This window comes from Paenarthrobacter sp. YJN-5 (assembly GCF_015040095.1).
Lineage (GTDB): Bacteria > Actinomycetota > Actinomycetes > Actinomycetales > Micrococcaceae > Arthrobacter > Arthrobacter ureafaciens.
Map to the genome: position 1 here is coordinate 1037011 of NZ_CP053544.1, position 26795 is coordinate 1063805.

The window sequence follows — 26795 nt, forward strand, 5'->3', positions numbered from 1 at the left end:
CGCACAAATGCGACCCAGTTGGGTGCCGGGGAGGCTTACTTGAGGCCGGCCCCGGGGAGGAGTTCCGTCGCGCCGAGGGAGTCGGCCACGAACGCGTAGTCCCACGCACGCTCACGCCACTGGACGTACCTGCCGGAGGCTCCGCCGTGCCCGCCGTCCATCTCGATCTTCATCACGATCGGCTCGGAACCCGTTGACGTCGACCGCAGCGCCTGCACCCACTTGGCCGGCTCCACGTACAGCACACGGGTGTCGTTGAAAGAGGTCACGGCAGCGATCTTCGGGTAAGCCACGGACCGCACGTTCTCGTACGGTGTGTAGGACTTCATGTACGCGTAGGCCTCGGGGTCCGTGATCGGGTTGCCCCATTCTTCCCATTCCAGCGCGGACAGGGGGAGGTCCGGATCCAGGATGGTGGTCAACGCATCCACGAACGGCACCTGGGCCACCACGGCCGCGTACTTCTCCGGCGCCATGTTCGCGACGGCGCCCATGAGCAGGCCGCCCGCCGAGCCACCCATTGCGGCAATGCGGTCAGGCGCAACCCAACCGGAGGAAGCCAGCCAATCCGTGGCCGCGATGAAGTCCGTGAACGTGTTCTTCTTGGTGAGTTTCTTGCCGTCGTCGTACCAGTGCCGGCCCAGCTCTCCACCACCGCGGATGTGCGCAATCACCATGACGATCCCGCGGTCCAACAGGGACAACCGGGCCACGCCGAATCCGGGATCCATGCTCACTTCGTACGAGCCGTACCCGTACACCAGGCCGGCGCCCGTCCCGTCCTGCTTGACCGAAACGTGCCGCAGCACGGACAGCGGGACCCGGGTGCCGTCGTCGGCGGTTGCCCACTCACGGGTGGCGACGTAGTCGGCGGCCGAGTAGCCGCCCAGTACGGGGCTTTCCTTGCGCAGCAGCAGTTCACCGGCGGGAGCGTCAGCGGTGGGCAGCACAAAGTCGTAAACCCGCGACGGCGTGAAGTAGGACGTGTAACCGATCCGGATGACGGGAGCGTTGTAGTCGGAGCCGGAGACGCCCGCGGTGTAGAGCTCCTCGTCGAATTCCGGCTCCACCGGGGCAGCCTGCTGCGGCATCCCCAGCCCGGCGAGCGGCAGGACTTGCACGCGTTCAATGGTGTCCTTCCGGATGGACAGCACCAGGTGCGTGGCGGTCACGCCGGCGCCGTTGACGCGCACCTCGTCTGAATGTTCGACGACGGTACGCCAGTCCTGCCCGGACAGCGGCTTGGCCAGTTCTTCAGGATCCACCAGGCTCACCATCGAGTTGATGGCGTCCTTGTTGTGGGTGAGCAGGATGGTCTCGCGGCCGTCCAGGAGGAAGGGCTCGGCCTCATAGAGGAGGCGCTCGTCACGGGAGATGACGGTGGTCAACCCGGCGTCGTAGTCGTCGAAGCGGAGCAGGCGGGTCTCGCTGTACTCCGAGCAGCCGATGCTGAGCACAAGGTGGCGCCGGTCAGAGGCGAGGTCGAAGCCCAACCACATGGCGACGTCGTCCTCCTGGTACACCACCTCATCCTCGGTGACAGGCGTTCCCAGGACGTGGGCTTTCACTTGGTAGGGGCGCCAGGATTCGTCCACCACGGTGTAGAAGAGGCGGGTTCCGTCGGGGGAGAAGGCCACGCCGTAGAAGACGTTCTCGATCACGTCCGGGAGGAGTTCGCCGGTGAGGAGGTCCTTGATGCGCAGGGTGAAGCGTTCGTCGCCGGCGTTGTCCACGGCGTAGGCGTAGAGGTTGCCGTCGACGGTGACGGCGGCACCGCCAACGCTGAAGAAGGGCTGTCCCTCTGCCTCGACGTTGCCGTCCAGGAGGATCTCCTCGCCTGCAAGGGAAACGCCGGGCTCAACCGACGGCGGAGTCCAGTCCGCCACGCGGTCTCCTGTGTCCTGGGCCCGGACCCGGCACTGGATGCTGTATTCCTTGCCCTCCACGGAACGGCTGTAGTACCACCAACCGTCCTTGCGGCTGGGCACGGACAGGTCGGTTTCCTGGGTGCGGCCCTTGATCTCCTGGAAGATCGCTTCGCGCAACGGCTCCTGGTGTGCGGTCACAGCTTCCTGGTAGGCGTTCTCAGCCTTGAGGTGTTCAACCACCTCCGGGGATTCCTTGTCCCGCAGCCACTCGTAGTTGTCCACGAAGACGTCGCCGTGGTGTTCGCGACGGGTAGGGACACGCTTGGCAACAGGGGGTTGGGGTGAGGAAGCCGGGGCAGGAGCAGGCGCGGAAGAAGTGTGGCTCATGTGGCCACTCTATCGGGGGAAGGAACTACGGCTCGCTACCGTCACACGGTTCCGGCCGGATGCCTTGGCTGCGTACAGGGCGAGGTCAGCATCCTTGAGGAGCTGCTCGGTGCCCGAACGGTGCCCCTCGGCATAGGAAGCCACTCCGGCGCTGATGGTGAGGACGCCATCCGGATCACCCGTGTGCTCGATCTGCAGCGCGTGCACCGCCGAACGGATGCGCTCCATGACACCCTCAGCGCCGTCCGAGTCCTGCCCGTGCAGGAGCAGCAGGAACTCCTCGCCGCCGAACCTGTAAACGCCGTCGGTCTCCCGCACCGCCCCGGCCAGCGTGGAGGCGATGGCCACCAGCGCCGCATCACCGGCAGGGTGCCCGTACAGATCGTTGTAGCTCTTGAAGTTGTCCACATCCACCATCGCCAAGCAGAAATCGTGGGGCTCGGTCCGGTCCTGCAGCTCCGCGAGGTCCTCGGTGAGCTTGAGCCTGTTGTGCAGCTGGGTGAGGGGATCCGTGCGTGCCTGCTCGGTGAGCGCCGAACGGTAGCGTGCGAGGTCCGCGTGCAGCGACGTGATCCGTTGCGCGGCCAGCAGCCTGATCCGCAGGTTGAACGGGTCCAACGGCTTGGTAACGTAGTCGTCCGCCCCCGCCTCCATGCCGGCCAGCACATCGTCCCGGGAACCGTGCGAGGTCACCAGGATCAGGTAGGTATAGGAATCATCCTCCGCTTCCCGGATGGCCCGGCACAGGTCCAGGCCGTTCAAGCCCGGCATCATCAGGTCCGTCACCACAACCTCGGGCTGGTGGACCTGATACAGCTCCCAGGCCTCGTCGCCGTCAACCGCCACCACGCACTCGTGCCCGGCCTGCTCCACCGCAGCCTTGGTGATCATCCGGGAAATCAGGTCATCGTCCGCGATCAGGACTTTCATGGGGCTCCCAACAACGTGCGCCCGAGCTCGTCTTCCACCCGGGCCAATTCTGCTTTCAATTCCTCAAACACTGGACGGCCCACCGGCTCCAACAGGGATGCGTCCGAGCCGCCCAGCTGTTCCAACCGCTTCGACAAAGCCGACGCCCCCACAGCGCCAATGCTCCCCGCGGCACCGGCCAGCTTGTGCGCCGCCGACCGGAGCAAGCCTGCGTCGTTGCGGGACAGAGCCTGGTCCAAGACGCCGAGCGCCCGGCCCGCCTCCTCCCTGAAAGCCGCGACGGCGTCGGGCAGCAGCCCGGGGCCGAGCTCGCGCAGCATTTGCACACGGTCCGGGTCAACCGCCGGAGCAGCGCTCGCCTGGGATGTAGCGTCCGCTTGGGATGAAACGCTCGCCGGGGATGCAGCGTCCGCTTGGGATGCAGCGTCCGCTTGGGATGTAGCGCCCGACGGCGTTGCTGCCGCCGGCTCCTGCGGCACCCACCTGGCCAGGGTCTGCCCGAGCGTGTCCACGTCCACGGGCTTGCTGATGTAGTCGTCCATGCCGGCGGCGAAACAGCGCTCGCGGTCCTCATCCAAGGCCCCGGCAGTCATGGCGATGATGGGAACGCGTCGGCCGGCGGCGTCGCGGGCCCTGATGGTGCGGGTTGCTTCGAATCCGTCCATGACCGGCATGTGGCAGTCCATGAGGATGGCTGCGTAGTCCTGGGTGAGGGTGGCAGCAACGGCTTGTTCGCCGTCGTCGACGATGTCCACCTCGTAACCCAAACGGTTCGCCATGCCGCGGGCCACCAGCTGGTTGACCTCGTTGTCTTCGGCCACCAGGAGCCTGCCAAGGCTCCCGGCCGCCGGCCTGGGAGAAGCGGCCTTCGCGGGTGCCGGGCCTGGAGTCTTCCCGGCAATGAGCCGGAGCAGCCGGTTGTAGAACTCGGAGCTCCGGACCGGCTTGGTGAGGTATTCGCGGATGCCTGCGGAGGTGAGTTCGGCTTTCTCCACGCCCATGGTGGAGGTCAGCAGGATGATGCCCGGAGCTTGTGTGCCGTTGCCTTCCGACGTGAGTTGGCGGGCGAGCTGCAGCCCGTTGGTGTCCGGCATGCACATGTCCACCACCGCGAGGTCGTATGGCGCTTTAGCCTTGGCGGCGGCGCGGTACTCGTATAAGGCGCTTCCGGCATCCGGCACAGCCACCGGGACCATGCCCCAACTGGCCAGCTGGTTCTCCAGGACGAGGCGGTTGGTGGAGTTGTCGTCCACTACCAGGACCCGGCGGCCTGCCAACGACGCCGGAACCGCCGCGGTGTCCGCGGGGACGGGGCCGATCGGCAGCTCCAGCTCGAACCAGAACCGGCTGCCGGCGCCCTCCTCACTGGTCAAGCCGATTTCACCGCCCATGACTTCCGTGAGCCGCCGGGAAATCGCCAAGCCGAGGCCGGTGCCACCGTAACGCCGCGTGGTGGACGCGTCGGCCTGGGCGAAGGATTCGAACAGTCGATGGTGGTCCGCTTCGCTGATGCCGATTCCGGTGTCCCGGACTTGGAAGCGCAGGGACGCCTTGCCGTCGTGCTCCTCCAAGAGGGACACCTGGATCTCCACCTCACCGGAGGGGGTGAACTTCACGGCGTTGGAGGCAAGGTTCAGCAGGATCTGGCGGATGCGTCCGGAGTCGCCCATGAGCCGTGGCGGGACGTCCGGATGGCAGTAGGAGATGAGTTCAAGGTCCTTGCTCTGCGCCGCTTCGGCAACGAGTCCGGCCACCTCTTCCACCAGTGCCCGCGGATCGAAAGCGGTGACGTCCAGGTCCACTTTGCCGGCTTCCAGCTTGGAGAAATCGAGGATGTCGTTGATGAGGGTGAGGAGGACCTCGCCGGCACCTTTCACGCCTTGTGCGTATTGGCGTTGGGCTTCGTTCAATTCGGTGTCCATGAGGAGGGACGTCAGCCCGATGACGGCGTTGAGCGGGGTCCGGATCTCGTGGCTCATGGTGGCGAGGAACTCGGACTTCAGGCGGCTCGCCTCCAGCGCCGTCTCACGTGCACACAAGAGTTCGGCTTCGGCGGCCCTCCGTTCGGTGATGTCCCGGGAGATAGTGGCCACGCCCCTGATGCCCGTTGCACCACGAACGGGGGACATGGTGATGGAGACAGGAACGAGGGTCCCGTCCGAGCGCCGCCGGGTGGATTCATAGTTCTGCACCGTGCCTTGCGCTGCCGTGATGGCGAGGGCTTCCGCTTCCTCCTGGCGGAGGTCGGCGGGAATGAAGAAATCGCTCTTCCTGCCGATGGTTTCCGACGCCGGATAGCCGTAGATGCGCTCGGCGCCCGGGTTCCAGCTGGTGATGGTGCCGTCAGGGTCCTTGCCGATGATCGCGTCGCCGGAGGAGTTGACGATCGCCCCGAGCCCTTCCAGTTCGGCGGTGCGTTCGGCAACTTTGCTTTCGAGTTCGCTGGTAAGCGTGACGTTCTCGACGACGATCAGCACCTGGCGCACGATGACGAAACTAATAGTCACCAAACCAGTGATTACCAGGACGGGTTCGAAGCCGATGGCCCTGCTCCTGGAGAAGAACACGGCACTGAAAACCGGCAGGTAGGGGAGCAGCTCCAGCATCGCCGCGTAGGCGCGGCCGTCCTTGCGCACCTTGTCCGACGCCGGAACAAGGGGGCTGAGGGCAATCAACAGCAGGGCCGTCACCCACCCGAAGACCAAGGGCGAACCCGTGACGCCGGTGACGCCTTCAAGGGTGAAGCGCACATAGATCAGGTCCGTGCCGGCGAGAATCCAGAAGCCCACACCCAGGCAAAGCCACGGCAGCCGCCTTCCGCGCACCGCCCGCATGGTCAGGACAATGACCACGGTCACCATGAACACGTCAGCTATGGGGTAGGCCATCTGGGTGGCTTGGGCGAAGGGGTCTTGGTTCGGAATTCCTGCCAAAGGTCCCAGGACGGCACTCCACGCTATGAAGAACGTGGAGCTTGCCACCACGCCGGCATCCAGGATGGTCCGTTTGAGGGAGAGCCTCCGGCCCTTCCCCCTCAACAGCAGGGTCAGCCCAATGGCTGCGGGCAGCGCATACCCGATGAAGCCGATGTCGGCGATGGAGGGGAAAGGGTAATCGTGGTTAAGCGTGATGCCGTTGACGGTCCAGATGAGCTGGCCGGCAGTCCACAGAGCCAGCCCGGCAACAACGAACCACCGGCCTGTGGCATGGCCCCGGCGTCGCACGGCCGCCAGCGTGTGGGCGGTCAGGGCTGTAAGCGCGGCAGTCAGTATTGCCAGGTCGCCCAGCAACTGTGCGGTGGGAGAACCGATACCGCTGGCGAGACCGGCCGACAGGAGCACAAAGCATAAAGCTGCGGCCGTCGAGAAGAGCCGGATTGTTCGTGCGGTTACTCTGCGCGGTGGCAGAACTCCTTGCTTCACTCCTGCCACCGAACCCCTGCCTTCAACCGTGGCCCCACCCAAAAGCGAACAATGCGCGTACTGTCCGTTGCGCTGTGGCGATCATACGTGAACGGAAGCCCAACCATCATGTGCCATCTGGATATGGTCCCGAATTGCAGCACCGGAATCAGGTAGTTGGCCGTGGCTAATCGAGTATTACTTGGCTCGAGTGGGAGCTTAGTCGCAAAAAAGTCGAGTACCTGCTACTCATGTGCGCAGATTTCCCAATTCCTACGATTGGGATTCCTAGGTTAAGTGATCCCGTTCCTCCGGCTCAGCGGCGGACGGCACGTGTTGACGCAGCACGTGCCTCCCATAACATTTCTGCGCTTGGTGCCAGTGCTCCTTCCTAAGAGTTTCGGCCATCCGCGGTCCGCGCCTTGGAGTCACGGGGTTTTCCCATGAGTATGAACGACCTTGATCTTGAATCCGCAGCACCGAGTGCGGGAAGCAGCGCGGTGGAAAAGCCGCGCCGGAGAAAGTCCAGGCTTTTGGTGGCTCTGGCGGTGCTGGCAATTCTGGCCTTGATTCCCCTCTATTTCGGGGTAGTCAATTGGTGGGCGCCTTCCGGAAATGATGCCGGTAACGCCTCGGACCGACTCTCGGCGGCGTCCGATGGTAATGCCAACGGCAAAACAGCGGACACTCCCGCGGCCGCTGACCAGGCTCCGGCCGAGTCAGCACCCGCGGCCGCAGCGGCGCCAACGGAAGCTGCGCCAGCGGCTGAACCCGCGCCGGCAGCGCCAGCACCGGCAGCAGAGGTACCGGCAGCAGCGCCCGCCGCAGAACCCGCACCGGCTCCCGCAGCACCCGCCGGCGATCCAAACCTCTACACAGTGGTTTCCGGTGACACGGTGGGAAGCATTGCCGCCAGGTTCGGCGTGGATGTCAATGCCATGCTGGCCGCTAACGGGCTCAGCGCCTATTCGATCATCGTGCCCGGCCAAGTCTTGAAGCTGACGGGACCGCCGATCGCACTAATAGCGCCGGCACCTGCCCCTCAAGCTGCCCAAGCGCCTGCCGCCCAGGCCCAAGTGGCTGCAGCACCCGTGGCAGCCGCACCCGCTCCCGCTCCGGCCATCAGGACCATCTACGTTGCAGGTGCAGGTGGGCAGGGCATGGTGGATGCGTGCATCGGGCCAATCCACTACACCCCAACCAACGCCTACGCCACGTTCATCACGGAGCACGACTACTGCGGAGGCTGGGCCCGGTTCTCGGGAATCAGCGTCGGTGAAAGGGTAAGCATCCCCGGCTATGGAACGTTCACGGCTACGGCACGGGGCCAAGTACCCAACCCGGGAACCACCAACAACATTGCAGCTGTATTCGGCGGATTCCCCGCAGTGGTCCTGCAGACCTGTATCCCGGGAACCAACCAGATGCTGGTGATCGCTTTGAACTAAGAGGTCCCCTGACCCGGCGCCGTGAGGCGCGCAAACCGGAGGATGCCAAGGATGGCCGGGGCCAGCTCATCCTCCATCTGGTGGTAGACCTCTTCCGATCGTCGGTAGGGGTCTACCACGTCGTTCTCTGATGGGTCGGATGGCAAGGCCAGATGCCGCACGGAGGCTGCCTTTGCCGGCAGTTGCCGCCAGAACTCAACAATGTCCCCTGCCGCAGTCACGTCGTCACGGGTTTGCAGGACGGAGAGCATCCGGGCAAATTCCCGGACAGTGAAGGTGCGCTTCAGCAGGGAAGCATCCAGTTGCAGGACTTCGCCGCGGTGCTTGGAGGTCATGGCAAGCACCAGATCTGATTGGCGGAGGATCTTTTGGTTCAACTGCCTGGCTGCAAAACCGTCCGGGTCGCCGCGGAAGGTGCTGATGATGTGGGCTGAGAGAGGTTGGATGGGATCGCCCACCATGGCCCGGGTGCCCGCGCTGCGCACCTCGAACGATCCCGGGCTCACCTGATTGAGTCCCGCCTGCAGCAACCGTTCGGCCACGGGGGAGCGGCAGATGTTGCCGGTGCATACGGTGAGGATCCTGAAGGGCTGGGGCGATTCCACGTAGAGCTCTTTCCTGGCGTTGGGTTCGGGGTTGTCCGGACCCCACCCCAAGTTAACACGGGCTATCCGAAGGAGCCTTGTCAATTGTCGCGCGCGGTTGCGACTCGCCGAGGACAGCGCCGCTGACGAAAAATTTGCTGGATCATTCGGTCCGGCACGGACTCGATCCTTGGATTCCCGGGCTTCGCCTCAGCCAAGCCGCGGATGATCCAGCAAATTCAGGGCGAGCCCCACCGAGGCGGCCAAAAGCTTGACTGAAAACCTCCCGTCCGCATATTCTGAACGAACGGTCGGTAATTTATTAGGAGCAACCATGGCAACGCAGAATCTGCAGTCTGTGCCCGTTGAGCTGTCCCCGGAGGAGCAGGAACGGGAGGCGGCTGGTCAGGCGTACTTTGACCGCATTATCTCGGAGGACTCGCGCATTGAACCGCGGGACTGGATGCCGGCGGCTTACCGCAAGACTTTGCTGCGGCAGATCTCGCAGCACGCGCACTCGGAAATCATCGGCATGCAGCCGGAAGCCAACTGGATCACCAGGGCACCGAGCCTGAAGCGCAAGTCCATCCTCATGGCCAAGGTCCAGGACGAAGCCGGCCACGGCCTTTACCTGTACTCGGCTGCCGAGACCCTGGGCCAGTCCCGGGACAAGATGACGGAAGACCTCATTGCGGGCAAGGCCCGGTACTCGTCCATCTTCAACTATCCCACGCTTTCCTGGGCGGACATGGGTGCCATCGGCTGGCTGGTTGACGGCGCAGCCATCTGCAACCAGGTTCCCCTCTGCCGTGCATCTTATGGTCCTTACGGCCGCGCAATGGTGCGCATCTGTAAAGAAGAGTCCTTCCACCAGCGCCAGGGCTTCGAGATCCTGCTGGAACTCTCCAACGGAACGCCGGCGCAGAAGCAGATGGCACAGGACGCCGTGAACCGCTGGTACGCGCCGTCGCTGATGATGTTCGGCCCGCCGGATGACGATTCACCCAACTCCAAGCAGTCCATGGCGTGGAACATCAAGCGGTTCAGCAATGACGAGCTGCGCAGCCGGTTCGTCGGCATGATGGTGGAGCAGGTCAAGGTCCTCGGCCTGACCCTCCCGGACAAGGACATCCGTTTCAACGAAGAAACCAAGAAGTGGGAACACGGACCCCTGGACTGGAATGAGTTCAAGGAAGTCCTGGCCGGCCGCGGTCCCTGCAACTCGCAGCGCATTGAGCGCCGCCGTGAGGCACACGAAAACGGTGCCTGGGTTCGGGAAGCTGCCGCAGCCTACGCCCGCAAGCAAGCACAGAAAGCGAACGCAGCATAATGGCTCCCCACGGAAACCCGGAAGCTCCGGCCAGCGCCGCTGGCGAAATCAACAGCGAGGCACCCAAGGTCGCCGCTGCAAACAGCACGACGGCGGCGCCCGCCCCGCGCGGGAACGTCACGTCCGGCGACGCCAAGGAAGAAACTCCCTGGTCCCTCTGGGAGGTCTTCGTCCGGTCCAGCCGCGGCCTGTCCCACGTGCATGCAGGTTCCTTGCACGCACCGGACGCCGCCATGGCCCTCCGCAACGCCCGCGATCTGTACACGCGCCGCAACGAGGGCGTGTCCATCTGGGTTGTGCCGGCCGAGGCAATTGCCGCCAGCGATCCCGATTCCAAGGGCTCGTTCTTCGAATCCCCGCAGGGCAAGGATTACCGCCATGCGACGTACTACACCAAGAGTGAAGGCGTGAAGCACCTGTGACTGACAAAGCAACTGACTTCGCCATCGAAGGCCACGGCGATATCTCCGTGGGCGTCTCCGGTGCGGGTGCGTCCGGTGACGGTTCGGCCAGTGCCACCCGTATCACCCCGGGCAACGCACTGCGTCCCGAGGACATCGCCCTTGAGATCCGCCGCGGGGAAGTGAAGCCCAGCGAAGATGTGGCCGAGTACGCACTGCGCCTGGGCGATGACGGACTGATCCTTGCCCAGCGCCTGGGCCACTGGATTTCCCGCGCTCCCGAGCTCGAGGAAGACATAGCGCTTGGCAACATCGCGCTGGACCAGTTGGGCCACGCACGGTCCTTCTTGACCTACGCCGGTGCCGCTTGGGACAAGTCGGAAGACGACCTCGCCTACTTCCGCCGCGAGCACGAGTTCCGTTCGGCGCACCTGTTCGAGCAGCCCAACGGCGACTTCGCGGTGACCATCGCGCGCCAGTTCATTGTGAGCTTCTACCAGTACCAGCTCTACACGGCGCTCACCGCGTCCACGGATGCAACCATCGCAGCCATTTCCGCGAAGGCCGTGAAGGAAGTTGACTACCACCGCGACCACAGCGCCCAGTGGGTGCTGCGCCTTGCCGGTGGCACGGATGAGTCGCGCGAGCGCATGATCAAGGGCTTGACCCTCGTATGGCCGTACGTTGATGAACTCTTTGAAGACGATGAACTCACCACGCGCCTGGCCGAAGCCGGCGTTGCTGTCCAGCCGTCCAGCCTGCGGGCAGAGTTTGATCGCCTGACCGGCGAGATCCTGGCCGAGGCCGAGCTGGAGATCCCGGCCGTTCCGCAGGCGCCGGGTGGTGGCCGTCGCGGCAAGCACTCCGAGCACATGGGGTACATCCTGGCCGAGATGCAGGTCCTGGCCCGCGAGCACCCCGGCGCGAGCTGGTGACCACCATGGCCACGGTAAGCTCCTTGACCGCCGCGGAACAGCATGCGTGGGACGTCGCGTCCACCGTTTGCGATCCGGAGATCCCGGTCCTCACCATTGAGGACTTGGGGATCCTGCGCGGCGTGCGCGTTGTCGAGTCGCCAGAGGCAGCCGCTTCGGGAGGCGGGCACGACGGCGGCCCGGCGGCTTCCGCCGTCGAGGTGACCATCACGCCCACGTACTCGGGCTGCCCGGCCATGGACGCCATTGGCGATGACCTGCGGAAGGCTTTCGAGAAGGAAGGCTACGCGAAGGTCGACATCAACCTGGTCCTGTCCCCGGCATGGACCACTGACTGGATGACCGAGGCCGGCAAGGCGAAGCTGGAGGAATACGGAATTGCGCCGCCTTCGGGCCGGTCCGCTGCCGGTGGCCATTCCGGTCCCGTCCGTTTGAACCTGGCCGTGAAATGCCCGCAGTGTTCATCGCTGAACACCAAGGAACTCACCCGCTTCGGTTCCACGTCCTGCAAGGCACTGTTTGTCTGCCAGGACTGCAAGGAACCGTTCGACTACTTCAAAGTCCTGTAAGGAAGAGCATGACCACCGAAACCCAGACGGCCAGCCGCCGTCGTGCGTCTTTCCACAACCTGACCGTCTCGGAAGTCCGGCGCCTTACGGACGACGCAATCGAGGTCACGTTTGGTGTTCCCGTCGAGCTGGCCGGCCAGTACGACTACCTGCCCGGCCAATACGTTGCCCTCCGCGCGTCGCTGCCGGGTGCGGACGGTGAGCTGCACGAGGTACGCCGCAGCTATTCGATCTGCGCCGAACCGCGCACGTTTGGCGACGGCAGCAGCGAGATCCGCGTGGCCATCAAGAAGGACCTTGGCGGCATCTTCTCCACGTGGGCCAATGCCGAGCTGAAGGCCGGGGACACCCTGGACGTCATGAGTCCGCAGGGTGCGTTCATTTCGCGGCACGGCAAGGACGGCGCGTCCGTGCAGCACAACGTCATGAACTCCATGAACCACCCGGAGGAACTGGCGGGGGAGCCGGGCAACTTCGTGGCCATCGCGGCGGGTTCGGGCATCACGCCGGTTATCGCGATTGCCCGCACGCTGCTGGCCGCCAACCCGGACACCACGTTCGATCTCATCTACGCCAACAAGGCCGCCATGGACGTCATGTTCCTGGAAGAGCTGGCGGACCTGAAGGACAAGTACCCCACCCGCCTGGCGCTTCACCACGTCCTGTCCCGCGAGCAGCGTATTGCGCCGCTGATGACGGGCCGCATCGATTCGGAGAAGTTGCAGGCGCTGTTGTCCTCCGCGATCCATGCCGAGGATGTGGATGAATGGTTCCTGTGCGGGCCGTTCGAACTGGTCCAGTTGTGCCGTGACACCCTGGCTGCGCGCGGCGTGGAGCCGGAGCACGTGCGCTTCGAGCTGTTCACCACGGGCCGCCCGGACCGTCCTGAAGGCAACGCCGGCCGCCCGGTTGTGGAGGACGAGTCGCAGGATACCTACAAGATCACCTTCAAGCTGGACGGCCTCACCGGCGACGTCGCCAGCCCCACCCACGCCCGCGAATCCATCCTCAACGCAGCCCTGCGCGTCCGCCCGGACGTTCCGTTCGCTTGCGCCGGCGGCGTGTGCGGCACCTGCCGCGCCAAGGTGGTGACGGGTACCGTGACCATGGATGAGAACTACGCCCTGGAGCAGGACGAGCTGGACAAGGGCTACGTCCTCACCTGCCAGGCCCACCCCACCAGCGAAGAAGTTACCGTCGACTTCGACGTCTAAGGAGTCCCCATGATCGAGCTCTCCATTGCCAACGGCATCGCCGAAATCGTCCTCAACGCCCCGCAGAAGCTGAACTCGCTGGACGAAGACGCGCTTGCCGAGTTGGGCGAAGCGTACGACGACGCTGCTGCCGCCGCCGAACGCGGTGATGTCCGGGCGCTGCTGCTTCGCGGAGAGGGCCGGGCCTTCTGCGCCGGGCGCGACATCGCCGGCGTGACCCCCGAAACCGATGACGCCCAGGCGTACCTGGGCGGCTTGGTGGAGCCGTTGCTGAAGAAGATGGCAGCGTTCCCTGCACCCACCTTCGCAGCTGCGCACGGTGCGTGCCTGGGCGTCGGGCTTGGCCTGCTGCTGGCCACGGACGTTGTATATGTGGCGGAGAATGCCAAGTTCGGCTCTCCCTTCGCCAAGCTCGGCGCGACGCTGGATTCCGGTGGACACTGGTACTTCGCCGAGCGCCTTGGCATGCACCGCACCTTGGACCTGATCTACACGGCTGACCTCATTTCCGGGACCGAAGCCGTGGCACAGGGCATGTTCAGCCGGGCCATGCCGGATGACGCCTTGCTGCCGACCACCCGGTCCATCGTGGAGCGCGTGGCTTCCGGTGCCACGCAGGCATTCGTCGCCTCCAAGGAGCTGGTGGCCCACATCCGTGATCAGCGCCTTGGGCTGTGGGAGTCAATGGCCGAGGAGAACACCGAGCAGGCCCGCCTGTGCAAGACCGATGACTACGCTGAGGGCTTCCGGGCGTTCCAGGAGAAGCGGGCGCCTGTTTTCAAGGGGTAGTTGGCTTCAGTGGTTGGTCATGGTCATGGGAGTGAGTTCCGCCGCGAATTCGCGTCCAGATACGGTAAATGGCTTCCCCTCGCCGAACACGTCGATTGCCATAAGCCAGTCCTTAACGCTCATGCCACCCGTAATGTCGACGACATCGTCGCTGGACTGATCAACCTCTTTGGTGTCAGGCCCGGCGTTATCACTGATCCTGAAGAAGGTTACGTTGATGCGCTCGTCCAACACCGTAACCAAGGTCAGGGCCTGTTCGCGTAGTTGTTCCATTCGATGAATGGTTACCACCGCCGATTCTGCGGGATCAGCCACTATCACTGAGTACTCACCCTGAGAGTCAACCGGCATCATCTCGCTGGCAGCTTCGTAGAACTTTTGGGTGCGCATAAGCGCGGAAAAACGCGCAGCGATCTTGGCGCGGCTCTTCAGAGTTTCCCTGCTCGCCACGTTTCCCTCCATTCCACTGCGTCAACAATCACGCGGCTGTAGGCGTCGAGGGACGCCTCGTGTGCCTGTTCTTCATTGTCCAGCATGGCCAAAGATTCCGGTACCTGTTTCCTACGAGGAAACAGGTACTCCCACCGATGCAGATGGTAGTTGGCATGAGCCGAGCAGGCTCTGACCACGTTTTCCAAGCCCTTCGTCGCCCGGTGCTCTGCCAAGAGTCCGACGCTGAAGTCCCAAACGAACGAGCCACACTGGATGTACCGTTCAACAGAGAGCAAGGTGTCTTCTGTGTCTATGTAGGTTTTGAGCGCAGGTCTGGTTTCAAGGCAGCCATCGCATTTCTCGTGATGTAAGAGACCTTGTTCCAGTGACTTGTGATCCCCAATTCCCATTCGATAAGCCTAGTGGGTGCCGCTGACAACATGGGCAGATCCTGTATGAACGACCGGCGTAGGCAACCGGGCCTGCAGCGCGCAGAGCCTTCGCAGGGTTCTCCAAGGTCCGTCCGCCTACGATGGTCAGCATGAAATCCGTCCGTGAGGCCCGCTCTGTTGCCGTGGTGATCAATGCGGCTTCACGTCGTGGGGCCGCTGCCGCGACGTCCGCCGTCGATCTCCTCAAGCAGGCCGGCGTGCCGGTTACCGCAGTCCATCCGGTGACCTCGGGTGCGGAGCTGACGGGTGTGCTCGATCGCGTGGCAGCGGAGCAGCATGACCTGGTGGTTGTGGGCGGCGGCGACGGCACGGTGAGCTACGCTGCCGGGCTGCTTGCCGGGACTGACACCGTGCTCGGCGTGCTCCCGCTGGGGACAGCCAATGATCTTGCCCGGACACTCGAAATTCCGGCCAACCTCGCGGAAGCCTGCGCCGTTATCGCTGACGGGAAAGTGGTGGACATAGACCTCGGCCGGGCAAATGGGCATCCGTTCCTCAATGTGGCTTCCGTTGGCCTTTCAGTCGGTGTCACCCAAGCGCTCAGCCCTGCGCTCAAGCGACGGATCGGTCCCTTGGCGTACGGCGTCGCAACGGTCCAGGCCTATGCCCGACACCGGCCGTTCCGTGCCCGGCTGGAGTTCCCGGACGGCGACCACCCAACATTGGAGCTGGAGGACCTGCTCCAGGTCGCCGTGGGAAACGGCAGGCATTACGGCGGCGGCAATACTGTTTCACCGATGGCCGGGATCGACGACCACACCCTGGACATCTACGCCATCCTTGCCGCACCGCTGAGGGAGCACGTGAAGATTGCGCGGCTCCTGAAAGATGGAAGCTTCGTGGACCATGACCGCGTGTACCACTTGGAGACCAGGAACGTCCGGCTGGTCACCCACCCGTCCATGCCGGTAAACCTCGACGGCGAGATCGCCACGGAAACGTCGACGGACTTCACGGTCCAGCGCAACGCGGTCCATGTGGTGGTGCCGCAGGGGAGTACGGGGGCTACGTTCGAGGGGCCGTCAGGAAGCCACTAGCGGCCTGCCCTAGAGGGTCGCCTGGCACTGAGCCTTTTTCCCCTGGCTGAAGATCTTCACGTAGGAGTATTCCGTGGTGACCACGTTCAGGTTCGCTTGGGTTATCGCGATCCGGAGGGATACGACGTCATTATTGGCGATGGTTGGTTTGGCCAGCACCAGGGTGGCGGGGGTGATGTCCACTGCGGAGTTCAGTACGGCCAAGCCCGCAACGCCCGCCCCGTAGTTCTGTTCCGTCGGCAGTTTCGCCGCGACGGAAACGGTGGTGGGGTTGGAAACTCCTGTGATGGTCAGCCGTACACCGTCGTTGGACCCCAACGTGGTGCACGTGACCGTCGGGCTCGTTACTGCCGCCCGGACCGTCATGGTGGCTGAGGAGCTTTGTTCCCACAGCCCCACCGCAGCCGGTCCACCGATCCCCAGCATCACGGTCAGGCAGAAGACGCCGATGGCCAGGATGACGGCCGACGGGTGCTTGTTCGGGTTCATGGGTTCTGCCCTGCTTCTTCAGAGTCATTGGCCTTGGTGGAATTCCTGGAGGATCGCACTACCCGGAAGACGGTGATGCCGCCGTAGCCGATCAGCCCCACGGCCCCGATGACCAGCCACAGTGAGCGGTCGCTGTTTCCCAGCGCGTTGCCGACGAACCCAACGTAGGGAACGGCGTAGAGCAGCTTGCCGCGCACCTGCATTTCGCGCACGGGGTCGGGGTCAACCACATCGTTGTTGTCGCCTTTGAGGGTGAGGGTCTTCTCTCCGGTCTGCAGGAAGCCCATGCCGGTGATGCGGTGGGTGATCACCCCGGGTTGCCCGGACTTGATCTGGTAGGTGATGACGTCGCCCAGCTTCAGTTCGTCGAACGGTACGGGCTGCACCACTATGAACGTGCCGGGGGAGTACTTGGGTGCCATGGAGTTGGTCAGCACCGAGTACGTCTGGGCGCCGATCACCTTGGGTACCAGGATCAGGACCGAAACAACCAGGACGGCGAGCGAAAGAAGTACGACGCCGACTGCCCGACCAATGCGGTGCGCCCACCTGGGGCTTGAGGTGCCAACTGTGGTGGCGGAGGCGCCAACCGGGGTCTGGACGCTGGGCTGCGTCCGGGGACTGTTAAGCACAACCATTGGGAACACCACATTTCTGGCGGGCATGGAGGGGGATGAGGATGGAGACCGAGTTGCCTTCAACGCTCACAGGGGCAGTGGAGCTGAGGGTCACTTTGAAACAGAGAAATGCGTTGGTGCCCTTGGCGATAGCCGGGGTGGTGACCCCGGTCGTCAGTGACTGGTACCCGGTAGCCGCAGGGCAAGCGTCAGGTGATGCCGCTGTCGTGGCGCTCACGCTGAGGTACCCGGCCAGCGTTCCGCTCCCTACGTTGCTGAGTGTTGGCGCGGTAGCGGTGACGTTGATGTCAAAGACACCTCCGGCGTCGCTGGCGTTACTGATCTTCACCGAGGTGTAAACCGAGCCGCCCCGCACCAGGTCCTGGAGCGGCGCTTGGGTGGTGGTGAGGGCCAATGAGGTGGCTTGACCGTTTATGGTCATGGGAGTGGAGGCCGTTGAGGGGCTGCCGGTCAGGTTCACTGTGAAGGAGGAGGCCTGAACTGTGCCGGGAGTCGCGACGGCGGTGGAAGACCAGAGCGCGTACGTTCCCTGCACCGCCATGAGCCCCAGAAGCACCGCAGCGACCATGAGGCCTGCTGTCTTGATGCTTCCGGGGATTCTCATTGCCACTCCTGCTGGGTATTTACTGGCTGCGGGTTACTGAAGGCCGGTCTGGGTGACCTGCTGCAGGGTGAATCCGACCGTTCCCAGGTTCTTGGTGGCGTTGACGTCAGCGGTGCCGGTGGTCGTCGATTTGAATTCGAAGCTGATGCTCGCAGTCACGTGCTGGGACGTGGTCAGCGGGTTTTCGATCGCGACGCCGCCGACCGTCAGGGTGGGGGCGGTGATGACGACGTTCTCCGGGGTGAAACCGGCTCCTGCGTCGGCGTTCACGGCCACCAGGTTGGCTGCCATCTTGTCGCCGGTGAGGGTGACGTCCAGATCCTGGGTGTAGGTGAGCTTGTCGCCGGGGACCACCTTGTAAGTGCTGAGATTCACGGTGGAGCCGCTGCGGTCCTTCCACACACCGGCTCCTGCCTTGACGTTCAGCTCGCCGGCGGAGATTGTTCCGGCTGCGGCGGAATCGGCTGCATTCCACCAGGCCAGCGTGCCTCCGCCGCCCAGGAGCAGAGCCCCACCCAGGACGATCGCCGCTGCGCCTTTGAGCATTGTGTTGTTCTTCATGGTGAGACCTGCTTTCGTTTTTTGTTCCGGCTTTGTGCCTGTAAGTACTCTCGCTGTCCTTTCTCAAGAGGGAGTGCGGCGGGCGCTCAAGGTTAAGTCAAGATTCTCTTGACTTAACCAGTAAGGAGAACGGTCACGAATTTCGTGATTTTAGGCGGATTTTCTAGGATTTGTTCATGACTCATATGGGGAAAACTGTTCGCAAGGCCGTCATTCCAGCGGCAGGATTGGGCACCCGTTTCCTGCCCGCTACCAAGGCAATGCCAAAGGAGATGTTGCCGGTAGTGGATGCCCCGGCTATCCAGTACGTGGTCGAGGAAGCCACAAACGCAGGCCTCTCCGACGTCTTGATGATTACCGGACGCAGCAAGCGTGCTTTGGAGGACCACTTTGACCGGGAGCCTGCGCTGGAGCGGACCCTGGAGCTGAAGGGTGACCTGTCCCGGCTGGAAGCCGTTCACTATGCTTCCGAGCTCGGTCCCATCCACTACGTGCGGCAGGGTGAACCGAAGGGTTTGGGGCACGCCGTGCTGTGTGCGCGCCAGCATGTTGGTGATGAACCGTTCGCGGTTCTGCTGGGAGATGACCTGATTGATGAACGGGATGAACTCCTGACCACCATGATGGAGGTGCAGGCCAAGACCGGTGGTTCGGTCATCGCCTTGATCGAGGTGGAGCCGTCCCAGATCAGTGCCTACGGCTGCGCAGACATCTCCGCTATCGACGGCGAAGGTTACGTCCGGGTCAACGAGCTCGTGGAGAAGCCCAGTGTGGATGAGGCTCCGTCCAACCTGGCCATCATCGGGCGCTACGTCCTTCACCCGGCTGTTTTCGACGTTCTGGAGAACACCGCGCCCGGCCGCGGAGGCGAAATCCAGCTCACCGATGCTTTGCAGACACTCGCCGCCGCCGAGGGCGAAGGTTCGGGCGTTTACGGTGTTGTTTTCCGGGGTCGCCGCTACGACACCGGCGACAAGCTCAGCTACCTGAAAGCCGTCATTACTTTGGCTTCAGAGCGACCCGAATTTGGGGAGGACTTGAAGTCCTGGATGAAGGAATTCCTGGACTAAGCAAGAGCCCCCCGGGCACGCCGCCCGTTTACTTCGCCGCGTCGCCGGAGATCAGCCTGGATAGCTCTTCGTTGGAGAGTTTCATCCAGGCTGATTCCGTTGAGCCCTGAAGTGCAGTTTCCGGGCTTTGTCCCTGGGACCACCACTTGGCTTCGAAGACCTTCTGATCGAACATCACCCGATCGCCCTTGCGGTAGACGGTGCCGGATGACCATTCCGGATACGTTCCTGCGGGCGCGGTGACCTGCGGCTGGGGCTTATCTCCGGGAAGCACCGGGCCGATCAGTGCCCAGGGCGCGGAGGAACCTTTTGCTACCGGATTGTTGGGCACATCGTCCTTGGTCCACCACTTGGCTTCGTAGACGTTTCCCTGCCAGACAACCCGCTCTGCCTTGGTGTAGGCGGCCAGGCCGGACCAGATCGGGTAGGGGCTGGTGGCGGGGTCATCCACCACCGGCGCTGCTGTAGTGGTGGCAGCTGTAGGAGACGCGTCCGGAACGCCCGGCAGCTTCACGTCGGCCGCCGCTCCCAAAACCTCGGAGAAGCGCTGATCACCCTGTTCCACTCCGCTGCAGGCATCCGAGACTACGGTCAGCGTGGGGTAGTTCGGGCCGCATTCGGCGTCCCTGTTGAGGGACCACATGGACATCCTGCCGATGCCCTTGGACACGGCGAAGTCGTGAAGTCCTTGGGCATCTTGGAGGGTGAAGACGTCAGCCTCTACGTCGTTCTGGCCGATCATGGGCGTGAGGCCGATCTTGCGCCACAGGGTTTGTGCGCCGATCTCCTGGTGGACCGCGGAGTAAACGTTGCTGAGCTGGGAGTGCGTGGCTTCAGCTGCTGCGATGGAGGCTTGGAGCATTGACTGGTCGGGCACCCTGCTGTCTCCGTAGTCCATGGTCATGACATTGACGCCGGCAAGGCCCACACCCGCCGAAAGCAGCTCTTGAACAGCGGCCGTGCCTTCGCTGGTGAGGCCGCTGGGAACCACCGGAAGCGTGAGCCAGATCGACAGGGCTTTCTTCTTGGATTGGCGGTCTTCCTGAAGTTCGCGCATCACCTTTGCCAGCCTTTTGATGGCGGCCGTATTGGACAGTGCTGCACCTTCGATGTCCAAATCCACCACGGACAGATCGTAGCGGTCGATGACTTCCGAGTAAGCTGCCTTGAGCTTGGATTCGTCGGTGCAGGCAGTGGCCAATTCCTTATTGGTGAGGCCGCCAAAAGAAACCGACACGTCACCGCCGGCTTGCCGTAATCGTGCAATTCGGCGATCCAGATCAAGATCCGATCCGGCTTGATCCAAGCTGTAGAAGTTTCCCCATGAGGGGGAGCAAGCGTCCTTTTCGCTGGCCACGATGAAGGACAAAACTACGGATTTTGCGTCTTCGTTCACGGGCTGCTCGAAGGCGTACCGCGGTGTTGCCGTCACATCCACGTATCCGGCGAAGATTGACGGGGAAGCTGCGGCCGCACGGCTGTCCGAGTAGCTCTGCCATGTGGCAATCCCGCCACCAACAAGTCCAACCAATACCAGGACAAGCAGAGCAAGACGAGGCACGGAAAGCCTTCGCCCCGGGAAATACTTGGACACAGAAACTCCCACGCTGAGCAAGATAATTGTCTATAAGATGCAAAGATTCTTAATTTCAGGACGCTATTACTGCTTCGGTGTCAACGGTTTACGACAGCAATCGACAAGCGCCCTTTGTGGATTACTATAAGGCGTATTAGCGTCGCGGGGGTGACGGAAGGCCGACGTGCAACGGGACGCCGGGGGCTCAGCCCGGTGTCCATTTTGATGGGGAACGATTGACGGACCAGTTGGTGGACTCACCTGACCATGTGCGGGATTCGGGCAAGACAACCGCAAAGACCCCGGAATCCGGGGGCCGCAGACGGCAGTGGGGATCGGAACGACGTTCCGAACCCATGTCGATCGTCCACCCCACCCCTAGCTCCAGAAAGATCATCCTGGGCCGCCTGGCGATGTTGGTCACTGTGGGGTCGTGGATTTACTACGTCGTTTCCACCGTTATCCGTCAATTCGTCGAGGATCCGTACGCGGGATTCCGGTTCCGACTGGAATCCGTGTCCTATTTAGTGGTGGTTACGTTCCTAACGTTCTCTGCCCTGATGTATCTCATGGCCCGGCAGGGCGCGCTTTATCGGTTCCGGGAGCATCGCCGGGTTCCGAGGGGGGAGTTGGACAAGCATTTTGCCAACTACTCGGAGTCCGTCACGGTCCTTGTGCCTTCTTATGCTGAAGAGCCGCATGTGGTGCGGGGAACCTTGTGGTCTGCAGCCTTGCAGGAGTTTCCGGACCTTCGTGTCGTGCTGTTGTTGGACGATCCGCCCAATCCCACGGACCCTGAGAAGAAGGCGCGGCTCGAACAGACGCGCGAACTTGCCGGGCACATTGAGCATGCGATGTCCGCTCCTGCTGACAGGGCCAACCAAGCGCTGAGTGCGTTCAGGGGACGTTATGGTTCCGGTGTCCTTGAGACGGACCAAGTTTCCTCCGATGAACTCGACCGGCTGATCCTTGAATACCAGGCTGCGGCTGAATGGCTTGAAGCCATGGCTGAGGCCGAAAACGTCCAGGACCATGTTGATGAGTTCTTTGTGGATCTGGTGATCATGGGGCTGGCCAGGGAACTCCGATTGGTGCTTGTGGCGCTCGAAGCGGCTAAGGCGCAGACGACATCCCCCGACGTTGAACGGGCTGAACAGCTCTACCTGCGGCTCACGTGGATCTTCAATGTCCGGCTGGAGAACTTCGAGCGTAAGCGCTACGCGAGCCTGTCCCACGAGGCCAATAAGGCCATGAATCTCAATGCCTACATCTCATTGATGGGCAAGCGGTGGAGGAAAGAGGAAACGGCCGGCCAAACCGTACTCCGCCCTGCTACCACGCCGCGTGAGGACGACCTGGTAGTCCCGGACAGCACCTATCTGTTGACACTGGACGCAGACTCCCTGCTGCTGAGGGACTATTGCCTGCGGTTGGTGTATTTCCTGGAGTCGCCCGGCAACGAGCGGGTTGCCGTCACTCAAACACCGTATTCGTCCTTCCGCGGTGCTCCTACAAGGATTGAGAGGATCGCCGGGGCCACCACGGACATTCAGCACATTCTGCACCAGGGCATGAGCTATTACGGCGCCACGTTCTGGGTGGGTGCAAATGCGATCATCCGCAAACGTGCCCTGGAGGACATTGTGGAAGTGGAGACGGTTGGTGGCTTTGAAGTCCGCACCTACATCCAGGACCGGACCGTCATTGAGGACACCGAGTCAAGCATCGACCTTGGAACCTACGGCTGGACGCTGGTGAACTATCCGGAGCGGTTGAGCTACAGCGCCACACCGCCGGATTTCGGTTCACTGGTGGTGCAGCGCCGGCGATGGGCCAACGGTGGACTCTTGATCCTGCCCAAGCTGTGGAATCAACTCTCGCAACGGCGCTACCAAAGGGAGCGGATCCTTTTCCGCGAAGTCCTTCTTCGGGTGAATTACATGGCGTCCATTACGTGGGCGAGCTTTGGCCTGCTCTTCCTGCTGGCGTACCCCTATGACAGCAGGCTGCTCAGTCCGGCCGTTTTTGTGGCCGCCTTGCCGTACTTCCTGTGCATGGGATCCGACCTCCGCGACTGCGGCCACCGGTTCAGTGACATCTTCCGCATTTACGGGTTCAACTTGATTTTGCTGCCGGTCAACCTTGCCGGCGTGTTGAAGTCGCTCCAACAGGGACTGACGGGAGACAAGATACCCTTTGTCCGCACGCCGAAGGTGAAAAACCGGACGGCCGCTCCGGCGATCTACGTGCTGATTCCGTACGCGATCGTCGCATTCTCTGCCCTGACCATTTGGCGCGACTTCCAGCATCAGAACTGGGGCAACGTTGCCTTCGCTTCACTCAACGCCGTGCTGGCCATGGTGTGCATCCAGTCCTACATCGGTCTGTGGAACTCGGTGGTGGATGTGTTCCTGGGGGCCATCAATTGGCTCTACGTGACCCCGAAAGCAAAGACCCAGACAAAGTCCCCGGTAGTTCCCAAGACGGCCGAGGAAGTCGATTGGCAGTCGATCCTGTACCACGGTGACCGGAGGCTGAACCGGGACCTTCGCGATGGTACCGACCGACGGCGGAGGATCTCCCTGCGCTAGTGCGCAGTCAGCACGTATGTAACGACGGCGATGGTCACGATGAGCAGGATCGACAGCCCCACGTAGGCAGGCCATTTAGGCCCCGTTTTGTGCGGGTTGATATCTACGTACGGCAAGTGATGTCCTCTCGGGTGCGCAACTTTGCTGGCGCCGAGACGGGGGAGTTCTTTGTTACAAAGCGTCCCAGCGGAATTTAGCAGCGGTACGCCCCTGTTTGGGCAACATGTGTGGTGAGGCGCACCGCCAGCACTATCCTAAGGCTCCTTGTCAAAAACTTTGCAAAGCGCCGAAAGAAATTCACAAGAGATCTTTGTGACTTGACAGAGTCGCTGTAGTCGAGGTCGGAGGAGCCGTGAGTTTGCGCAGTATCAGCCGAACAATCGCTACGCCAATAAGGGCTCCCGCCGTATTCATGAGGATGTCCATGAGTGTGGCGAATCGTGCTGCCATGAAGAGCAACTGACCAAGCTCTATGCAGATGGACGCCAGTGCGCCAAGCGCGACAAGTCGCCACCATTTCAATCCTGGAAGTGACATAGCGATGAGAATTCCGAAGGGGATAAACAGCACGACATTGGCCGAGGCTTCAATGAATTTATAGTTGAACCACCCTGGTACACCGTGATCGTGCAGGTACCCCAGGATGGAGGCCAGTGTCCCTTGAATTGGTTTGTCCACTGGTGTCGGCCAAAACCCGACTGCAGCCAGGCACGCCAGGTAGGCTGCCATGGCGAAGCGCCAGGGGAGTGGGTTTTTCAAATGCGCCTTACTAGGTTCGGACGAGCGCCCAGGCACTCACGGTGAAAGCCGCGATCGCCAAGAGGCCCAGCAGAACGTACTGAAGAAATCCCTGAGAAAGGCTTGGTCGCGGCAACGCGATGGTTGGAAGATTCAACACCCACCTGCGTCTTCTCCAATGCCGTCCCATAAGGATATGGATACCACAGCGGAGGTCGATTGGGGAACTAAATAACTGAGGGTGGATTCCCCAGCAAGAAATGCTGGGGAATCCACCCTCAATTGCTAAAGCCCGAATTAGGCAGAAGCCTCCGTGCCCTTGGCGCGGCGGCGTGCTACCACGACGGATGCCGTACCAGCTGCCAGTGCTCCAGCGCCCACCAGGGACCAGAGGATCAGGCTGGAGTCAGCGCCGGTGTTTGCCAGCGGCGTTCCGCCGGTGTTCGCCAGGTCAGCACCCGTGCCAGCGCCAGCGTTTGCGCCGGTGTTGGGAAGGGCTGCACCGCCAACTACAACGGTGACGGGACCCACTGTGACGCCGGAGGTCTGGCCCGTTGCGGTGACAGCGTAGGTACCCGGCTCGTTGATAACGATCTGAGCGGAGGCTGCACCATTCCCGTTGGCTGTCGAAGAAATGTTGGACGGGGCCAACGGAATCCGACCGGAGACGGAAAGGCTTCCGGCGGAGACGCTACCGCCGGTGGCCAACGGTGCGCCCGACTGGACCACGGAGAAAACAACGACTTCGCCCGGAGTGAAGCCTTGGGCGCTGACGGTGATGGGCTGGCCCGGTGCTACGGTGCCGTCCGATACCGTGATCCCTGAGCCGGGTGCCGGGTAGTTTGTAGCTACAGCCGGCACTGCGCCGACGAGTGCAATAGAGCCTGCGAGCGCAAGCGCTGCAAGAGATTTCTTCATGTGTGTCCCCCCTGAGACCCTTGAGTGGTACGTCCTGGTGTTGGAGATTTCCGAGACCTACGAGACCGTAAGCGAAATCTCATGTGCTGCCCACGTAAAACCTACCATTCAAGAGTTGTTGACAGCAAAGTAAATCGAGAGCTGTTACAAAGGCTTAACAACCTGTTGGTGTCTTATTCACACGATGCCAACGCGGCAGGAAGCACGACATCTTTCACAGCTTGTGTAGTTGGCGTGACAACCATGTTCAGCTCAGTATTCTGCACGATGTGGCCAAAGTTGAAGTCCAATGTCGTGCTTTCTCCAGGCTTCAAGCGCACCGTCGAAGCTCCAACCCCTCGTTGATTATGCTTGTGCGCCGCAAAGGGGACCTGAGCCCCGTCTTTTACGACCGTGTCAATCGTCGACTGTGCAGGTCCATACGCAATTACGTTGGTCTGCGCCGATCCTGGGGGCACTCCATATGCACCCACGCCAGTCACATAGTCGGGTAGAGACTCCCCAGCGTCGTTAGGTGCAGTGTTAGTGCTCGTAACCCTTACGGTAACCGCACGGTATCCGTCGCGAGTGCAATCCTTCACCACGCGTACTGAGCGCTTCACCCAGTAATCCATCTTTGCCCCGGTGCCATCGTTGAAGTAGATGCCGAACTGAGCTGGCGTTACGCTCGGCCCCGAGACGAGACCAGCAACGCGATATTTTGCAAGAACAGACTGCTCAGGCTCAGCGCTCGACCATAACAGGATGCGTCGTTCTTCGACGCCTCTGGCAAGGGCCTCCATTAGTCCCTTGGCATCACTCTTGCCGTCAGAAAGGGCAGAGAAAATCTCTTTCGCTGCCCCGGCGAAGTAGACGTCTTGAAGGTCCGGATCTTCGATCGCCGCGTAGGCATCTGAGAGCAGTGTTTTCACTACATTTCTGCTGCTGAGTTCAGTGGGTAGACCCCCGCTGATCTGTAATACCGCGGGATCTCTAACTTCTACCGGACCCGTTGCTTCCAGCAAGTAGCTCAACGCAACCGGATCCAGTGAAACCACTCCGTCAACCTTCTCGCCGGTCCTTTGTTCCCACATGGCCTTTGCCGTGGGTGCGGTGGTGGCAAAATCCGGAGTGAGATTCACGTCCTGCATAAACTTGCCGACTCGTGGCGAGTAGATTGCTTGCTCCTCAGTGCTTATAGGCAGCGGAGGCGTGAATTGGCCCAAGGCGCCGGCACTCGTTTGTGATTTCAAGCTGAGTTGACCCTGATCAAAGTCCAGCACGGCGAGCGCTCCAGGAATACCACCTGTAGCCCTTGACTCAGCGTTATTTTGCATCAAAAGCAGGTACCGCCTGGGCTCATCGGCGCCAAGCATCGATGGGGCTAACACCGCGGCATCGGCCGCAGTGTCGAGTTGGCTGCTCAAGGTCGATAAGTCGTTCCTGGCTTCAGCGAGGGGCTCGGAGATCTGGGGCAGTAGCTTGGTTGAATCAATGCCATGTAGCCTCCTTACCGATTCCCTCACGGCATGGGCGGCTGCTTGGACTTTGGGCGCCGCAGACTTTATCGGGCTCAGGGCCATGCCCTCCGGTGTGGGGCTCAGTGACTTCCAATCTAAGGACTGAAAGACATCTGCAAGCGGTCCAGCTGCGAGTTGAGCAACATCGTCGGCGGAAGTGGCCGCTTCACTCGCAGCGCTGACGTTTGCGCCGACCCATGGAATTAGTGAGGACGCTTTCCAGAGAGGGTCGTTCGCAGCTTCACGTGCGCGACTTGTATGTCGCTGGAGGGAATCGACGGACTCAGCAACCGAAGTCACATCGTTGGAAGCGATAGCTTTTTTCAGTGCAGGG

Annotated in this window: 24 protein-coding genes; 10 read left to right on the forward strand and 14 right to left on the reverse strand. The window is 62.2% G+C overall.

All coding sequences use genetic code 11. The features are described 5' to 3' along the window. Window positions 1-35 precede the first annotated feature (35 nt). Genes HMI59_RS04980 through HMI59_RS04990 form a run of 3 tightly spaced genes read right to left on the reverse strand, consistent with a single transcriptional unit; the run spans window position 36 to window position 6526 of the window. Window positions 36-2255 (reverse strand): S9 family peptidase, encoded by a 2220-nt coding sequence (locus HMI59_RS04980; protein ID WP_193593003.1) that lies wholly within the window; start codon window positions 2253-2255, stop codon window positions 36-38. 9 nt (window positions 2256-2264) lie between these two features. After that, window positions 2265-3185 (reverse strand): diguanylate cyclase, encoded by a 921-nt coding sequence (locus tag HMI59_RS04985; protein ID WP_193593004.1) that lies wholly within the window; start codon window positions 3183-3185, stop codon window positions 2265-2267. Further along, window positions 3182-6526, reverse strand: coding sequence for a response regulator (locus HMI59_RS04990; protein ID WP_227471539.1), 3345 nt, complete (start codon window positions 6524-6526; stop codon window positions 3182-3184). Before HMI59_RS04990 ends, HMI59_RS04985 begins: the two co-directional genes overlap by 4 nt. Window positions 6527-7029: 503 nt before the next feature. Between HMI59_RS04990 and HMI59_RS04995 the strand changes: the two genes are divergently transcribed. Then, complete coding sequence (locus HMI59_RS04995; RefSeq protein WP_193593006.1) at window positions 7030-8034, forward strand: LysM domain-containing protein; 1005 nt, start codon at window positions 7030-7032, stop codon at window positions 8032-8034. Here HMI59_RS04995 and HMI59_RS05000 read toward each other — a convergent pair. Then, window positions 8031-8639, reverse strand: a complete 609-nt coding sequence (locus tag HMI59_RS05000) for a low molecular weight phosphatase family protein (RefSeq protein WP_193593007.1) — start codon at window positions 8637-8639, stop codon at window positions 8031-8033. The two genes, HMI59_RS04995 and HMI59_RS05000, sit on opposite strands and share 4 nt — an antisense overlap. Before the next feature lie 313 nt (window positions 8640-8952). On the opposite strand from HMI59_RS05000, the gene paaA reads away from it, so the two are divergent. The 6 genes from paaA to HMI59_RS05030 are packed head-to-tail and all read left to right on the forward strand — an operon-like array spanning window position 8953 to window position 13856. Further along, window positions 8953-9948, forward strand: a complete 996-nt coding sequence (gene paaA, locus HMI59_RS05005; protein WP_062097748.1) for a 1,2-phenylacetyl-CoA epoxidase subunit PaaA — start codon at window positions 8953-8955, stop codon at window positions 9946-9948. Beyond that, a complete protein-coding gene (gene paaB, locus HMI59_RS05010) occupies window positions 9948-10370 on the forward strand; it encodes a 1,2-phenylacetyl-CoA epoxidase subunit PaaB (RefSeq protein ID WP_193593008.1) in 423 nt (140 codons plus the stop codon). The genes paaA and paaB overlap by 1 nt, the downstream gene beginning before the upstream one ends. Then, window positions 10367-11284 carry a 1,2-phenylacetyl-CoA epoxidase subunit PaaC gene (gene paaC, locus HMI59_RS05015; protein ID WP_193593009.1) on the forward strand — a complete coding sequence of 306 codons (918 nt, stop codon included), beginning with the start codon at window positions 10367-10369 and terminating at the stop codon, window positions 11282-11284. The genes paaB and paaC overlap by 4 nt, the downstream gene beginning before the upstream one ends. 5 nt (window positions 11285-11289) lie before the next feature. Beyond that, entirely contained in the window at window positions 11290-11853 is a 564-nt protein-coding gene (gene paaD / locus HMI59_RS05020) for a 1,2-phenylacetyl-CoA epoxidase subunit PaaD (protein ID WP_193593010.1), read from the forward strand. Window positions 11854-11861: 8 nt separating this feature from the next. Next, window positions 11862-13067, forward strand: a complete 1206-nt coding sequence (gene paaE, locus HMI59_RS05025) for a 1,2-phenylacetyl-CoA epoxidase subunit PaaE (protein WP_193593011.1) — start codon at window positions 11862-11864, stop codon at window positions 13065-13067. Between the two features lie 9 nt (window positions 13068-13076). Then, complete coding sequence (locus HMI59_RS05030) at window positions 13077-13856, forward strand: enoyl-CoA hydratase/isomerase family protein (RefSeq protein ID WP_193593012.1); 780 nt, start codon at window positions 13077-13079, stop codon at window positions 13854-13856. Window positions 13857-13862: 6 nt separating this feature from the next. Here HMI59_RS05030 and HMI59_RS05035 read toward each other — a convergent pair whose 3' ends face one another. Both HMI59_RS05035 and HMI59_RS05040 read right to left on the reverse strand, forming a co-directional pair. Further along, window positions 13863-14306: a hypothetical protein gene (locus HMI59_RS05035; protein WP_193593013.1), complete on the reverse strand. Its 444-nt coding sequence runs from the start codon at window positions 14304-14306 to the stop codon at window positions 13863-13865. Next, a complete protein-coding gene (locus HMI59_RS05040; protein ID WP_193593014.1) occupies window positions 14285-14698 on the reverse strand; it encodes a hypothetical protein in 414 nt (137 codons plus the stop codon). The genes HMI59_RS05035 and HMI59_RS05040 overlap by 22 nt, the downstream gene beginning before the upstream one ends. Window positions 14699-14829: 131 nt before the next feature. Between HMI59_RS05040 and HMI59_RS05045 the strand changes: the two genes are divergently transcribed. Continuing rightward, window positions 14830-15777: a lipid kinase gene (locus tag HMI59_RS05045; protein WP_071416709.1), complete on the forward strand. Its 948-nt coding sequence runs from the start codon at window positions 14830-14832 to the stop codon at window positions 15775-15777. A 9-nt stretch (window positions 15778-15786) separates the two neighbouring features. Here HMI59_RS05045 and HMI59_RS05050 read toward each other — a convergent pair whose 3' ends face one another. Genes HMI59_RS05050 through HMI59_RS05065 form a run of 4 tightly spaced genes read right to left on the reverse strand, consistent with a single transcriptional unit; the run spans window position 15787 to window position 18069 of the window. Further along, window positions 15787-16266 carry a hypothetical protein gene (locus tag HMI59_RS05050; RefSeq protein ID WP_193593015.1) on the reverse strand — a complete coding sequence of 160 codons (480 nt, stop codon included), beginning with the start codon at window positions 16264-16266 and terminating at the stop codon, window positions 15787-15789. Further along, the gene (locus tag HMI59_RS05055; protein ID WP_193593016.1) at window positions 16263-16904 is read right to left on the reverse strand and encodes a signal peptidase I; all 642 of its coding nucleotides are present in this window, start codon (window positions 16902-16904) and stop codon (window positions 16263-16265) included. Before HMI59_RS05055 ends, HMI59_RS05050 begins: the two co-directional genes overlap by 4 nt. Next, window positions 16891-17508 (reverse strand): SipW-dependent-type signal peptide-containing protein, encoded by a 618-nt coding sequence (locus HMI59_RS05060; RefSeq protein ID WP_193593017.1) that lies wholly within the window; start codon window positions 17506-17508, stop codon window positions 16891-16893. Before HMI59_RS05060 ends, HMI59_RS05055 begins: the two co-directional genes overlap by 14 nt. Window positions 17509-17541: 33 nt before the next feature. Further along, window positions 17542-18069, reverse strand: a complete 528-nt coding sequence (locus HMI59_RS05065; RefSeq protein ID WP_193593018.1) for an alternate-type signal peptide domain-containing protein — start codon at window positions 18067-18069, stop codon at window positions 17542-17544. 185 nt (window positions 18070-18254) lie between these two features. Between HMI59_RS05065 and galU the strand changes: the two genes are divergently transcribed. Continuing rightward, complete coding sequence (gene galU, locus HMI59_RS05070; RefSeq protein ID WP_370583583.1) at window positions 18255-19139, forward strand: UTP--glucose-1-phosphate uridylyltransferase GalU; 885 nt, start codon at window positions 18255-18257, stop codon at window positions 19137-19139. Between the two features lie 28 nt (window positions 19140-19167). On the opposite strand, the gene HMI59_RS05075 is transcribed toward galU, so the two are convergent. Further along, window positions 19168-20700, reverse strand: coding sequence for a chitinase (locus HMI59_RS05075; RefSeq protein ID WP_227471540.1), 1533 nt, complete (start codon window positions 20698-20700; stop codon window positions 19168-19170). Between the two features lie 371 nt (window positions 20701-21071). Here HMI59_RS05075 and HMI59_RS05080 point away from each other — a divergent pair, with 371 nt between their 5' ends. After that, window positions 21072-23306 (forward strand): glycosyltransferase family 2 protein, encoded by a 2235-nt coding sequence (locus tag HMI59_RS05080; RefSeq protein ID WP_193593021.1) that lies wholly within the window; start codon window positions 21072-21074, stop codon window positions 23304-23306. Between the two features lie 297 nt (window positions 23307-23603). Here the strand turns inward: HMI59_RS05080 and HMI59_RS05085 are convergent, their stop codons facing one another. The 3 genes from HMI59_RS05085 to HMI59_RS05095 form a co-directional block, all read right to left on the reverse strand. After that, window positions 23604-24035: a VanZ family protein gene (locus HMI59_RS05085; RefSeq protein ID WP_193593022.1), complete on the reverse strand. Its 432-nt coding sequence runs from the start codon at window positions 24033-24035 to the stop codon at window positions 23604-23606. 306 nt (window positions 24036-24341) lie between these two features. Continuing rightward, window positions 24342-24962, reverse strand: coding sequence for an LPXTG cell wall anchor domain-containing protein (locus HMI59_RS05090; RefSeq protein WP_193593023.1), 621 nt, complete (start codon window positions 24960-24962; stop codon window positions 24342-24344). 173 nt (window positions 24963-25135) lie between these two features. Then, window positions 25136-26524 carry a DUF4012 domain-containing protein gene (locus HMI59_RS05095; protein ID WP_227471541.1) on the reverse strand — a complete coding sequence of 463 codons (1389 nt, stop codon included), beginning with the start codon at window positions 26522-26524 and terminating at the stop codon, window positions 25136-25138. Window positions 26525-26795: the final 271 nt, after the last annotated feature.